The organism is Blautia sp. 210820-DFI.6.14, assembly GCF_020558815.1.
Lineage (GTDB): Bacteria > Bacillota > Clostridia > Lachnospirales > Lachnospiraceae > Blautia_A > Blautia_A obeum.
Window position 1 is genome coordinate 20,327 of record NZ_JAJCKS010000004.1, and the last position, 13,901, is coordinate 34,227.

Annotated in this window: 10 protein-coding genes; 4 read left to right on the top strand and 6 right to left on the bottom strand. The window is 43.5% G+C overall.

Translation table 11 applies throughout. The features are described 5' to 3' along the window. Nucleotides 1-3: 3 nt before the first annotated feature. Nucleotides 4-1,125, bottom strand: a complete 1,122-nt coding sequence (gene glgD, locus LI112_RS05020) for a glucose-1-phosphate adenylyltransferase subunit GlgD (RefSeq protein WP_022388556.1) — start codon at nucleotides 1,123-1,125, stop codon at nucleotides 4-6. Next, nucleotides 1,122-2,399 (bottom strand): glucose-1-phosphate adenylyltransferase, encoded by a 1,278-nt coding sequence (locus tag LI112_RS05025; RefSeq protein WP_173904791.1) that lies wholly within the window; start codon nucleotides 2,397-2,399, stop codon nucleotides 1,122-1,124. Before LI112_RS05025 ends, glgD begins: the two co-directional genes overlap by 4 nt. A 282-nt stretch (nucleotides 2,400-2,681) precedes the next feature. On the opposite strand from LI112_RS05025, the gene murC reads away from it, so the two are divergent. The 4 genes from murC (at nucleotide 2,682) to LI112_RS05045 (ending at nucleotide 7,699) form a co-directional block, all read left to right on the top strand. Beyond that, nucleotides 2,682-4,061 carry a UDP-N-acetylmuramate--L-alanine ligase gene (murC, locus tag LI112_RS05030; RefSeq protein WP_022388554.1) on the top strand — a complete coding sequence of 460 codons (1,380 nt, stop codon included), beginning with the start codon at nucleotides 2,682-2,684 and terminating at the stop codon, nucleotides 4,059-4,061. 361 nt (nucleotides 4,062-4,422) lie between these two features. Further along, nucleotides 4,423-5,475 carry a DnaD domain protein gene (locus LI112_RS05035; RefSeq protein ID WP_022388552.1) on the top strand — a complete coding sequence of 351 codons (1,053 nt, stop codon included), beginning with the start codon at nucleotides 4,423-4,425 and terminating at the stop codon, nucleotides 5,473-5,475. A gap of 46 nt (nucleotides 5,476-5,521) precedes the next feature. After that, nucleotides 5,522-6,511 (top strand): ATP-binding protein, encoded by a 990-nt coding sequence (locus LI112_RS05040; RefSeq protein ID WP_022388551.1) that lies wholly within the window; start codon nucleotides 5,522-5,524, stop codon nucleotides 6,509-6,511. Between the two features lie 3 nt (nucleotides 6,512-6,514). Beyond that, entirely contained in the window at nucleotides 6,515-7,699 is a 1,185-nt protein-coding gene (locus tag LI112_RS05045) for a ribose-phosphate pyrophosphokinase (protein ID WP_022388550.1), read from the top strand. Nucleotides 7,700-7,776: 77 nt separating this feature from the next. On the opposite strand, the gene LI112_RS05050 is transcribed toward LI112_RS05045, so the two are convergent. From LI112_RS05050 to LI112_RS05065, 4 genes are all read right to left on the bottom strand, one after another. Then, on the bottom strand, nucleotides 7,777-9,261 hold the full coding sequence (locus LI112_RS05050) for an ATP-binding protein (protein WP_119200966.1): 1,485 nt from the start codon (nucleotides 9,259-9,261) through the stop codon (nucleotides 7,777-7,779). Further along, nucleotides 9,258-10,337 carry a DNA repair exonuclease gene (locus LI112_RS05055; protein WP_117753852.1) on the bottom strand — a complete coding sequence of 360 codons (1,080 nt, stop codon included), beginning with the start codon at nucleotides 10,335-10,337 and terminating at the stop codon, nucleotides 9,258-9,260. The genes LI112_RS05050 and LI112_RS05055 overlap by 4 nt, the downstream gene beginning before the upstream one ends. A 17-nt stretch (nucleotides 10,338-10,354) precedes the next feature. Then, nucleotides 10,355-11,746, bottom strand: a complete 1,392-nt coding sequence (gene asnS / locus LI112_RS05060; RefSeq protein ID WP_138343911.1) for an asparagine--tRNA ligase — start codon at nucleotides 11,744-11,746, stop codon at nucleotides 10,355-10,357. A 106-nt stretch (nucleotides 11,747-11,852) separates the two neighbouring features. Continuing rightward, nucleotides 11,853-13,880: a beta-propeller domain-containing protein gene (locus tag LI112_RS05065; protein WP_173898479.1), complete on the bottom strand. Its 2,028-nt coding sequence runs from the start codon at nucleotides 13,878-13,880 to the stop codon at nucleotides 11,853-11,855. Nucleotides 13,881-13,901: the final 21 nt, after the last annotated feature.

A 13,901-nucleotide genomic window follows, 5' to 3' on the forward strand; every position in this document is an offset into this window, starting at 1 on the left:
CAATTATAATCCATAGCGTTCATTTTTTTCAACAACGATCCTGACTTTTCCGTCTTCGCCTTTATAGCTGGAATTCGCCCGAATCGTATCCCGGCTCTCAACAATACAGTTCTCTATGACAGTGTTATCTCCGATATACACATCATTAAGGATCACTGAATTCCTTATCACACAATTATTGCCGACATATACACTCTTGAACAGTACTGAATTCTCTACTGTACCATTGATAATGCAGCCACTCGCAACAAGACTGTTCTTCACCTCTGCCCCAGGATTATACTTGGCCGGCGGAAGATCGTCGATCTTTGTTTTGATTCCCGGTTCCTGTCTGAAGAAATAATTACGGATCTCCGGCTGCAGAAATGCCATATTGGTACGATAATAAGCTTCTGCATCAGAAATATTACTCCAGTAATCCTCTGTCTTATAACCATAAATTCGTTTCAGGTTTTTGTAACGGATCAGAATGTCATTTACAAAATCATGTCTGCCTTCCTGTGCAGCCCGCTCGATCAGTTCGATCAGCAGCCTTCTTCTTACAACGTAAATACCTGTTGATATTGTATTATAAGAAGAAACGATCGGTTTCTCTTCGAACTCCACGATTCTGCCATCGTCATTCATACGAAGCACACCAAAGCGCTCTACCTCTTTCTGGTCCCGGCATGTTGTGCAGACAACTGTAATATCTGCCCGTTTCGCAATATGATATTCAAGGACTTTATTATAGTCCATCTTATACACACAGTCACCGGATGCAATGATTGCATAAGGTTCATGACTCTTTTTCAAAAAATCAATATTCTGATAAATGGCATCTGCTGTTCCCTGATACCATAAGCTGTTATTCTTGGTAATCGTAGGAGTGAATACAAACAGACCTCCCTGCTTTCTTCCAAAATCCCACCATTTTGAGGAACTCAAATGTTCATTTAACGATCTTGCATTGTACTGCGTCAGAACTGCAACTTTCTGAACATGGGAATTTGCCATGTTGCTCAGGGCAAAATCGATGCTTCGATAACTTCCTGCAACAGGCATCGCTGCAATCGCCCTCTTGTCCGACAGTTCTCTCATGCGGTTGTTATTTCCGCCGGCCAGAATAATTCCAATTGCTCTCATGCCTGCTCACCATCCTTTGCTTTAATGATCTGTCCACTTTCCAGGATTTCTCCCGGATAATCTTCTGTCGCTGTCACTCCGGATATTGCAGTATTTCTTCCTATTTTAACGTTATCCGGAATTACGCTCTGTTCTCCCACAGTCGCAAGTCCGAATGCATATACAGCCGGCTTCAGCACATTTTCTGCTTCTTCGCCACATCCAAGTGTTACATGATTGCCAACCGTAACATTCTCTGCCACGATTGCTTTATCCAGAACGGAATCTTCTCCGATCACTGTATTTCTCATAATGATCGAATCGCGTACCACAGTGCCCTTACCGATCACTACATTTGGTCCGATCACTGAATGATGAACTTCGCCATAGATTTCCGCACCTTCGCCGATAATGCACTGGTCTGTCACGGCATCTTCTGCAATATACTGCGGTGGAATGATATCACCCTTGGTGTAGATCTTCCAGAATTCTTCATAAAGGTTGAACTCCGGTATGATATCGATCAACTCCATATTGGCCTCCCAGTAAGATCCAAGTGTTCCCACATCTTTCCAGTAGCCATTGTATTCATATGCGAACAGTCTCTGTCCGTTCTCTTTACAATAAGGAAGAATATGTTTTCCAAAATCACAGTTGCTCTGATCTTTCAGCGCGATCAGTGCCTCTTTGAGTACCGGCCAGCTAAATATGTAAATTCCCATGGAAGCAAGATTACTGCTTGGTTTCTCCGGTTTCTCTTCAAATTCTGTCACACGCCCTGATCCATCAGTTACCATGATGCCGAAACGGCTGGCTTCCTCCATCGGAACCGGCATACAGGCAATCGTGACATCTGCCTTGTTTGCCTTATGATAATTCAGCATCACTTCATAATCCATTTTATAAATATGGTCACCTGACAGAATCAATACATAATCCGGATTGTACTGCTGCATGTAATCCAGATTCTGAAAGATCGCATTAGCGGTTCCTGTATACCATTCACTGTTTGTACTCTTCTCATATGGAGGAAGTACCGTAACACCGCCCTCATTTCGATCCAGATCCCACGGAATACCAATTCCGATATGCGTATTCAGACGCAACGGCTGATACTGTGTCAGTACACCAACTGTGTCGATACCAGAATTAATACAGTTACTTAATGGAAAATCAATAATGCGGTATTTACCGCCAAAAGCGACTGCAGGTTTCGCAACCTTTTGTGTCAGTACTCCCAGTCTGCTGCCCTGACCACCCGCCAGAAGCATGGCGATCATTTCTTTTTTCATCATCTCGCAATCACCTCTTGTATGTTATGATTTTCCATTATATCATACTTTTTCGCATCCGTGAACATAATTTACAATTTTTTTGTTTTTTTCTTCTGTTTTTTATATTTTTTGCACACGTTTTTTTACCTCGCAAAAATAGCGTAGTGCTTTTTATGTGTGTTTTGCACAATTATTTTTCTATTATATTGGTATATTTGCACATTGTTCTCATAAAAAGTAACACTTTTCATTTTTATCTGACAGAGGTATAATAAAAACATTAAAGATAAGGAGATTTTTATTATGTATCAGATAGACTTTCATAAACCGCTCTCCATCCATTTCATTGGTATCGGCGGCATCAGTATGAGTGGACTGGCTGAAATTCTTCTTGAAGAAGGTTTTACAATTTCCGGTTCTGATTCCAAAAAAAGCCCTCTGACCAGTCTTCTGGAAAGCAAAGGTGCGAAAATTTACTATGGTCAGCGCGCCTCCAATATTTCCGATTCTGTTCAGGTGGTTGTCTATACAGCAGCTATTCACCCGGATAACCCGGAATTTGCATGTGCAAAAGAAAAAGGCATTCCGATGCTGACCAGAGCGCAACTTCTTGGTCAGATCATGCGCAACTATGATACTTCCATCGCAGTTGCCGGAACACATGGCAAAACCACGACCACATCCATGCTTTCTCACATTCTTCTCAAAGGTGAATGTGACCCGACCATCAGTGTAGGCGGTATCCTGCCTGCAATCGGCGGTAATATCCGTGTTGGACAGTCTGAAACCTTCCTGACAGAAGCATGCGAATATACCAACAGCTTCCTGAGCTTTTTCCCAACCATCGGGATCATTCTGAATATTGATGCGGATCATCTTGATTTCTTCAAAGATATTGATGATATCCGTCATTCCTTCCGCAAATTTGCAGAACTTCTCCCGGCAGAAGGTGCTCTCATCATTAATGCAGATACACCAAAATACGAAATGATCACAGAAAATCTTCCATGTAAAGTGATCACCTACGGTCTGGAACACGATGCTGAATACACAGCCACAGACATTACTTATGACGAACTTGGCCATGCAACCTTCCATGTTCTTCACAACGGAGAAGACCTGGGCACATGTTCTCTGAAAGTGCCTGGCATTCACAATGTATCCAATGCTCTGGCATCTATCGCTGCAGGACAGCTTCTTGACCTGTCTACAGAAGTGATCTTTGATGGTCTGAAAGATTTCGGCGGTACAGACCGCAGATTCCAGTATAAAGGCAAAATTGGCGATGTAACGATCATTGATGATTATGCGCATCATCCGACAGAGATTGAAGCCACCCTTCACGCAGCCAAAAATTATCCACATAAGAAGATCTGGTGTGTATTCCAGCCTCATACTTATACACGTACCAAAGCCCTTCTTCCGGAATTTGCCAAAGCTCTTACCCTTGCAGATCACGTCGTACTGGCTGATATCTATGCTGCACGTGAAACGGATAATCTTGGCATTTCTTCCAGAAATCTGCAGGAAAAAATCGTCGAACTCGGTACTCCATGTGAATACTTCCCGACCTTCGACGAGATTGAAAACTTTTTATTAGAAAATTGTACACAGGGCGACCTGTTGATAACTATGGGCGCCGGAGACGTTGTAAATATTGGTGAACAGCTCCTTGGCAAATAAGTTATCCACATTATCCACATGTTTATACACATTTTTATATGCGTATGGCATGTGGATTTTTTATGCAAAACTGGTTCACATAATATTTTGTCGATTTTTCATATTTTTTGCGATAATATACGAAATTTCGCCATTTTTCGCGGTTGCACATAATTTTATCCTCCATGTACTTTCCACATTATCCACATTATCCACATTCATTTGTGGAAATCCTCTGTAAAAAAATCGCCTATTCTCATTTGAAAAATGTTGTGCTATAATCCAAGTGTTCCAAAACAGCCGCATTATTGCGGAAAAGTCATAACTGTTCACAGGTAATATCCTGATGAAATGAACAGCATCGGAAAGTGAGCGATATTTCATGGCAATGATCACATTACATAATGCCTCCCTCCCGGAGGTTACGATCTTATCGAACACATTTATTGATAATTATATGCCGGAAGCTAATGGAGAGTTTGTAAAAGTATATATCTACCTTTTACGTGCACTTTCCAGTGCTCCGGTTTCTTTCAGTCTGGAGCAGATGGCAGACCGTCTTCTCTGCACCGAGAGAGATATTCTCCGTGCACTGAAATACTGGGCCAAACAGCAGCTTCTTACTCTTGATTTCACAGACAATAATAAGCTTTGCGGAATTTCTCTTCTCACTCCTGTAGCTCCTTCCTGTCCGACGGATGCCGTGCAGGATGAGATTTCCGTTACTTCCGAACAGCCGAAGGACCAGCCTGTTGTCCGTACAGAAGCACTTACTCCGGACCGTGTAAATGAACTGAAACAAAACGAAGATATCATCCAGCTTCTTTATGTAGCCGAACAATATCTTGGCAAAACACTTTCACCTACAGAAATTCAAAAGATGCTTTTCTTCTATGATGGCCTTGGCATGTCTGCTGACCTGATCGAATATCTGATTGAATATTGCGTGGGCCACAATCACAAGAGCATCCGCTACATCGAGAAGGTGGCTCTTGCCTGGGCTGAGGAGGGGATTACCTCTGTGGAAGAAGCCAAGCAGTCCGGCTCCCGATATAATAAAGACTATTTTTCTATTCTCAAGGCTCTCGGAATCACCAACCGCAATCCCGTAGAGACAGAGATCACACTGATGGACACCTGGCTTCGAACCTATGGCTTTTCCATGGAGGTCATCCAGGAAGCCTGCAACCGTACTGTCCTTCAGACAGGTCAGGCCAGCTTCCAGTATACAGACAAGATTCTGGAAGGCTGGAAAAAGAAAGATGTACATACGATCGATGACATCCATACTCTGGATACCGAACACAAGAAACGCCGTCAGGACCGGAAAGCAGCATCCTCCAAACCTGCACAGCCTTCCAATAACCGTTTCAATAACTTCCAGCAGCGAGAATACAACTTCGACGAATATGAGAAGCATCTATTGAACCAGTAAAGTTACCGTGAACGAAGTGAACAGTAACCCAGTAAAGGAGAGTACCGTGGCTTTACAGAATTTTCAGTATGATATTATTATGAGAGAATACAGCCGGCGTCAGTCCCAGGTGCAGCATGATCTGGAAGAACGCCGCAAAGAAGCATTTATCCGTGTTCCACGCCTGCTGGAGATTGATCAGGAGGTTGCAGCCTTGAGTGCCAGAAAAGCCCGTTCTCTTCTGCTGGGCGAATCCGATACTGTAGAAGATCTCAAAAAAGACGTGGCCGCTCTGGCTCAGGAACGCCGTACACTTCTTCGCAGCAACGGATTTTCTGATGATTATCTGGAACCTCATTATTTCTGTCCACTCTGTCAGGATACTGGCTATGTTGACGGACAAAAATGTTCCTGTTTCAAAAAATCCGAGGTCGAATTACTGTACACACAGTCAAATCTGAAAGAGATTCTCAAAAAAGAGAACTTTGAACACTTTTCTTTTGACTGGTATTCTGATACAATGAAGAACGAAGCAACCGGATTAACAGCCCGCGAAACAGCAAAACGGGCTTATAATACTGCTCGGAACTTTGTAGATGATTTTGACAAGCGCGCACAGAACCTGTTTCTGTACGGCAGCACCGGAGTAGGCAAGACCTTTCTCTCTCACTGTATTGCCAGCGAGCTTCTCAAAACCGCACACTGTGTTCTGTATTTTTCTGCATTTGATCTGTTTGACCGTCTGGCTCAGACAGCTTTTTCCAGAAAATCCGAAACAGACCCGGGTGATGATTTTATCCTTGACTGTGATCTTCTGATCATAGATGATCTTGGGACAGAGCTTACCAACAGTTTTGTCTCCTCGCAGTTATTTTTGTGTATTAACGAACGTATTTCCCGTCGTAAATCCACGATCATATCTACGAATCTGAAACTTGAAGATTTTTCAGCCACCTATTCCGAGAGAACTTTTTCCCGGATAGCAAGTAATTACCAGATGCTGAAGCTTATCGGCAAAGACATCCGAATACAGAAAATATTTTTAGGAGGAAAATAAACGATGGCACAGTTAAACAACAAGGAACTGACAACACTTCCTGTAGGAAGGCTGGGGCTTATTCCCCTCGATAGCTGCCGCCCCCTTGGCGAAAAAGTAAATGAATGGCTTGTAAAATGGAGAAAAGAGCGTGAGAATCCTGAATTAGGCACCTGCGCTTTTGAAGGATATCAGCGTGATTCCTATATCATCAATGTCAAAACCCCTCGTTTCGGTTCCGGTGAAGGAAAAGGCGAGATCAGTGAATCTGTACGTGGTGACGATATTTATGTTATGGTTGATGTCTGCAATCACAGTATCAACTACACGATCAGCGGATACACCAACATGATGTCACCTGACGATCATTTTCAGGATCTGAAACGTGCCATCGCTGCAGTCGGCGGCAAAGCCCGCAGAGTCAATGTCATCATGCCATATCTCTATGAGAGCCGCCAGAGCAAACGTATCGGACGTGAATCCCTTGACTGTGCATCCGCACTCCAGGAACTGACAAAAATGGGTGTAGAAAACATCATTACATTCGATGCTCATGATTCACGTGTACAGAACGCAACTCCACTGCATGGTTTCGAAACTATCCAGCCGTCCTATCAGTTCATCAAGGCTCTCCTCAAAAATGTAGAAGGTCTTCATATTGACAATGATCACTTCATGATCATCAGCCCGGACGAAGGAAGCATGCGCAGAGCGATCTACCTTGCAAACGTTCTCGGCGTAGATATGGGTATGTACTACAGACGTCTTGACTACACCAAAGTAGTTAAAGGCCGTCACCCGATCGCAGCCTATGAATTCCTCGGTCCAAAACTTGAAGGCAAGGATGTTATCCTGATCGATGATATGATTTCCTCAGGAAGCAGTATTCTGGAAATTGCATCTCTTCTGAAAAAACGTGGTGCCGGCAAGATCTTTATCTGCACAACTTTCGGACTCTTCACAGAGGGAATGGAAAAATTCGACGCAGCATACGCAAAAGGAACCTTTGATAAACTGCTTACTACAAACCTTGTTTATCAGGATCCGGAACTTCTCGCAAGAGACTACTATATCAGCTGCGACCTGAGTAAATATATTGCTCTGATCATCGATACACTGAATCATGATATGTCTGTCAGCCATCTGCTCAACCCTGCAGACAGAATCAAAAAATGCGTCAATAATTACATGGCTCAGTATGACAAATAAATTCTGTCACTTCTTCACAGCACAATGCAAAACACCCTGCAGAAAAATCTGCAGGGTGTTTTTTATTCTCTTCTCAGTCATAAAGAAATCTCATTGACAGAAAGTCCTGTTTTCTGTAACACATCCAATTCCTGTTTTTTGCTTGTACTTATGATCACCTGACGCCCAGACCCTGTAATCCATAAAACAGCTGTTTCCAGCCTTTTCGGATCAAAGGCGCAGAACATTTCATCAAAGATGACCGGAAGCTTTTCTGCTCCACACAGAAGCTCTCCTGCGGCCAGTCTCATCGCAAGATAAATCTGTTCAACCATGATCAGACGCAGATTTTCAATCGGCAGTACTTCTTTCCCTGTATCAACGCTGATATGAAATTCATCATCAACCATCAGCTCATGACAGGTACCACCGGTAATTCCTCTGAGAGTCTCCGACATCGTCCTCACCAGTCTGTTTCCTGTCTGACGATACATCTGTTCCGACAGTTTATCAATCGTATCCATTGCCAGATTCAGCGCATCGATCTCAACTTCTTCCATCAGAGGCAGATACGCATACTCTTCCATTTCACGAAGTTCTTCTGTCAGATTGGAAAGTTCCATATTTTTTTCACGTAATTCTTCCTCCAGACTGCTGCGGCCGCCTTCCAGCTTATTCTGTCTTGCGATCCATCTGGACTTCATTCTTTTGCGTTTTTCCAGTTCACGTACTGTACGCATTTCAAAATTCAGCTCTGCAATAAACGCCAAAACACCGGCAACTCCTACCAGTACCGCCGGAATCGTACTTCCTGCCTCCAGTGCCAGAAGTAACGCCCCTGCCAGTGCCAGAAATGCAGTCATACACATTCCCGCGATCTGTGCCTGATTTCTTGTTTCCAGTGCCCCGATTCGTTCGTCAAGAAGATGATATCCGTTACTTTCTTCATTCATGCGAAGCACATCTTCCTGTTCTCCAAGCTGATTCTTCTGTTCCTCAGTATCACGGATCTCTCTGCGTATGCTTTTAATCTGTGCGGAAATTTTTTCTTTTGCCAGCTGGTCTGCCTTTTTGCGGCGTTCCACCTGCACCTGGTAACCTTTTCTTGTCATCTTGATCCTCTGGGAGGTTTTACCCAGATCCACAGAGCAGTCTCCCGTTGTCTGAAAGCCAGTCATCTGCTTCTGCACTTCACGTACGATTTCTGCCCCGGTATTACCTTTCAATGGAGAAATACAGATTGCATTCTCATATACAGCTTCACTGATACCCAGTGCCATTTTTTCCTCACTGATATGGTCCGCATCAAGAAGCTCTCCACTCTCTTCACAGAGAAGTTCACTGTAAGGTTCTTCTCTGTGAAGATCTCGTGTCAGCCGGTAGTTGCGCCCGCCACTCTCAAACCAGAGTACCCCTGCATAAGGAACATCCGTCCTTCCAAACAGCATACTCTCTATAAAAGCCTGGATTTCTCTTCTTGTTCGTTCTTTCTCCGTGTACAGTACATTCATGTCCGGAGAAAAAGCAATCGTCTGCCTGTAAATACTTCCAAAATCTTTAATTTCAATTTGCTTGATCTTCATATTCTTTTCCTGTCACTGGTCAGGACTTTTGTAGTCAAAAGTGCCTGAAGTCCATAGTAGAGTGCTTTTTTCTCCACTACTGTCAGATCTCTCTTTAAAAAAGTTTTGATATAGTCCCCGATCAGAGTCCCCCTGTACTGGCGATACAGGCTTTCCAACTGATACGCAGGTCTTGATTCATCCATGATCTCCACAATATTTCCCAGTCCGTGAAGGCGTTCCGGCAGGAGGACATTATCCGGAGAAAGTTTTCCCTTAATGATCAGACGATATATATTTCTTCCGCCCCGCTTCATAACTTCCTTCCGAAGCATATCTTCCAATGCATACTGTGTGGTATTCTGATCTACCGCAAGGACCAGGTTCTGATAAGAACGAAGAGCAAAGGGGCGTAATTTCAGCTTAACGGTTTCCCCATCAAATTCCCCTTCTATATATCCATGCTTTCCGACGTCATTTCGATCCTGTGGTTCCAGTGCACCTGCATAGACAATCTTATCGCGACATACTGTATGTGGTTTATGAGAATGCCCGAGCGCTATATAATCAAATCCTGCCGCTGCCAGCCTTGTAAAATCCATCGGACAATATCCGACTTCGCCGCCATGTGCGAGCAGTACATGAAAGCCAGGCTTATTTTGCGGCTTCCATTCATCATATAATGGTGTACGGATCTCCGGATGCTCATAACTCAGCCCATATACAAAAATCTGTTTGTCCGCGATCTCCACACAGGACTGCTGTTCCCTGTCAAAAAAGGTTACATTCCGTGACCAGACAAAATTTCTGTAAAACGAATCTTCTTTTATATAGTCATGATCTCCTGCCATCAGAAAAACTCTGGTATCCGGTATAGACGCAAACAAATCGTCAACTTCTCTCAGTTCCCTGAGAAGAGGCTGACGATGAAAAAGGTCACCGGCTATAAACAACAAATCCACCGGATTCTTGCGGATACCCACAATGACCCGGCGGAATGTTTCCCAGATTTCTTCTTCCCTCTCATGACTCCACGGACAGCCCCGGTCAGGGACTGCCCCCAGATGTACATCTGAAAGATGAATAAATCTAATCATGCAAAAACTACTCCTTATTATAAATCGCAGTTGTTAACTGTTCTTGGGAATGGAATTACGTCACGGATATTGCCCATACCTGTCAGATACATTACGCAGCGTTCAAATCCCAGTCCAAATCCTGAATGACGCGTGGAACCATATTTACGGAGATCCATATAGAACTGATAGTCTTCTGCTTTCAGTCCCAGCTCATCCATACGTGCTTTCAGCTTATCGTAATCATCCTCTCTCTGGCTTCCACCAATGATCTCACCGATTCCAGGTACCAGACAGTCCATGGCAGCAACTGTCTTGCCATCCTCGTTCTGTTTCATGTAGAATGCCTTGATCTCCTTCGGATAATCTGTCACAAATACAGGTTTCTTGAAGATTTCTTCTGTCAGATAACGCTCATGCTCTGTCTGAAGGTCGCATCCCCAGAATACTTTGTAATCGAATTTGTCATTGTTTTTCTCCAGAAGTTCAATTGCTTCTGTATAAGTCACATGACCAAACTCAGAATCCACTACATGGTTCAGGCGATCCAGAAGTCCTTTGTCGATAAAGGAATTGAAGAAGTTCATCTCCTCCGGAGCATTCTCCAGCACATAACGGATCACGTATTTCAGCATGTCCTCTGCAAGATCCATATTGTCATCCAGATCGGCAAATGCACATTCCGGCTCGATCATCCAGAACTCAGCAGCATGACGTGTTGTATTGGAGTTCTCTGCACGGAAAGTCGGTCCGAATGTATAAATATTACGGAATGCCTGTGCATAAGTCTCACCGTTCAGCTGACCACTTACTGTAAGATTAGTCTCTTTGCCGAAGAAATCCTGACTGTAATCTACAGTACCGTCTTCATTCAGCGGAGGATTCTTCATATCCAGTGTAGTAACCTGGAACATCTCTCCCGCACCCTCGCAGTCACTTCCTGTGATCAGCGGTGTGTGTACATATACGAAACCTCTTTCCTGGAAGAATTTGTGGATCGCGTATGCACAAAGGGAACGTACACGAAATACCGCCTGGAAAGTGTTTGTTCTCGGTCTCAAATGTGTCATGGTTCTCAGGTATTCCAGAGTATGACGTTTCTTCTGAAGCGGATAATCCGGTGCAGATGCGCCTTCTACCTGTACTTCATCAGCCTGAATTTCAAACGGCTGTTTTGCTTCCGGTGTCGGAACCAGAGTTCCCCTGACGATAATAGCAGCGCCTACATTCAGCTTGCTGATCTCGGCAAAATTCGGCATATTGTCGTGATATACAACCTGCAGTGTCTCAAAAAAAGTACCATCATGAAGTACGATAAAACCAAATGCCTTGGAACCACGTACGCTTCGTACCCATCCTCCTACAGTTACTTCCCTATTCAAGTATTCTTCTCTGTTTTTATAAATTTCTTTTACAGTTGTGAGCTTCATAATCTATACCTCTCTGTCTTCATTCTCATCCAATTGCTTTCTAGTATAGACTATTCGTTGGATTACTGCAAGGAGTAAATACAGGAGAAACATGGTTTTATTGCGTTTAAGCTTCCCATTTAAGGGTTCCGGTCTGTTCATAATCCTTCTGTATATTATAAGAAACAATTCCCTTCTCTGTTACCAGATAAAACATATCTCCGATATACACGCCGCGTACTCTGCAATAATCCTGATAACTCATGGAGCCTGCAAAAAGTTCACTGTCATTGATATTCAGATACATCTGCGGCTCAAATCCATTTTGATCATGATAGGAAAGCAGTGCATAATAATACTTCTCACTGCTGTCATATACATCAGTGTTATCTCCATAGTTTCCATAAGCAAACCCGAACAGACTTTTCTTCGGAGCTGCAAGAATCGCATGGTAATTATAAAGCGCGTCACAAAATGAAACATCCTTTAATATAAAACGGTCTGTTTCTCTGACATCTGATGGATCGGAAATATCAAACATAGAACATTTCATCCCCGTCACATTGCCTGTATCCGGATCTGTTTCCCAGCCGATTCCCAGCAATTGATTTTCTCCGTAGAAATGCAGATACTCAGAAAATCCGGTAATATTCAGTTCGCTCATAATCCTGGGGTTCTTCGGATCAGAAAGATCTGCTGCAAAAAGAGGATCCGTATTTCGATATGTGACAAAATATCCTGTATCTCCCATAAACCGTGCAGCCTTTATCTGCTCTCCCTCTGCCAGATCTTCAATCTTTCCAATTGTTTTGAGTTTCTCATTCAGCACATATAATCCATTACTTCTGGAAAAATTACTATAATCTTTATCCCAGCCTTCAACAGTGGTTACAATGCGAAGACAGTCATCTGCCTCGTTCATGGAAAAATTGTTGTGAAGTTCCCCCGCTACAGAACCTGCTGCCCCGTCGGTAAATTTCCCGTCTCTGTAGCCGATTCGTACAATTTCCGTACGAGTTTCCCGGTCATTCCAGATTTCTGTTGCTGAATAGATATTATTTTCACTGACATAAAAAATATTTGCGCTGCTGACAACGGCCATAACATCTGTTGCCTGATCCGGATTCTCCTGTGCGACAGCCCCTGCTACCAGATATATCCTGCCATTATAAGAAAAATCTTTTTCCGGTGTTGGAAGGTAAATATGGTCATAGTCAATATACTCTTCTCCGCACCTTGGCACATAGTACTGTAACTGATCTGCGCTGTCTCCGACTTCCGGAGTATATGATGTAAAAAGATACATTCTTCCGTCAGTTCTTCGAGAGGAAAGATAACTTCCATCCTGATGATAAACGCCTGTCTTTTTGGGTTTTTCCCTGTCTGAGATATCATAGGTTTCTACTGTCACAGTAGTTACCGGCATACTATAACTGGTTCGGACTCCATCTGTATTCTTTTCTCCACCTGCATTTGCTGACGGAAGATCTATACTGCCTTTATAAGTTATATAATCTTCCTGCTGACAGATCAGCTGCAGGCAGTTACCATCCACATACATTTCCTTATAATCGGAGCTGTTCTCTCCATTAATCTCACAGAGTAATTTCATGGACGCTGCATCTGCAATACGCAATGTTCCTTTACTGTCCATGGCATAAATACAGCTGCCATCTGTTTTTACGATATCTGCCTCATCAATCAGTTCTTCCTGTGCGGTGGTCGTAGAATAATCTTTACCTTCTGATGATGGATCAAAGCCATATTCCTGGTCAATTGGTTCTTCCGGCATAGTTGCCGCCATACTGGAATTTGAAACAGCCGAGTCTGTCCCTGTCGCATCTGCTGACTCTTCAACAGTCATGATGCGGGGCTGAACATTACTGTATGAAGAATTATTCTGCCATTCTTTTACCTGGGCATAAAGATCTTCATAACTGTCCGTATGAGAAATTCCAGTAACCGGGGCCGTCGTCGGAAGAGGCGTTGGCGTACCGGTTACTTCTGTTTCTGTATTTACCGGTTCCTCAATAATACTCGTTCTGGTCTCCTCCTGTTTCACAGAATTCATCCCTTCCCACATCGGGACCGTACCCAATGCCACCGCTCCGACAGCCACAACCGCCACTGCTGTAAGTACATATTTTTGCTTCATTCCATGCCTCCTTTGCCGGAA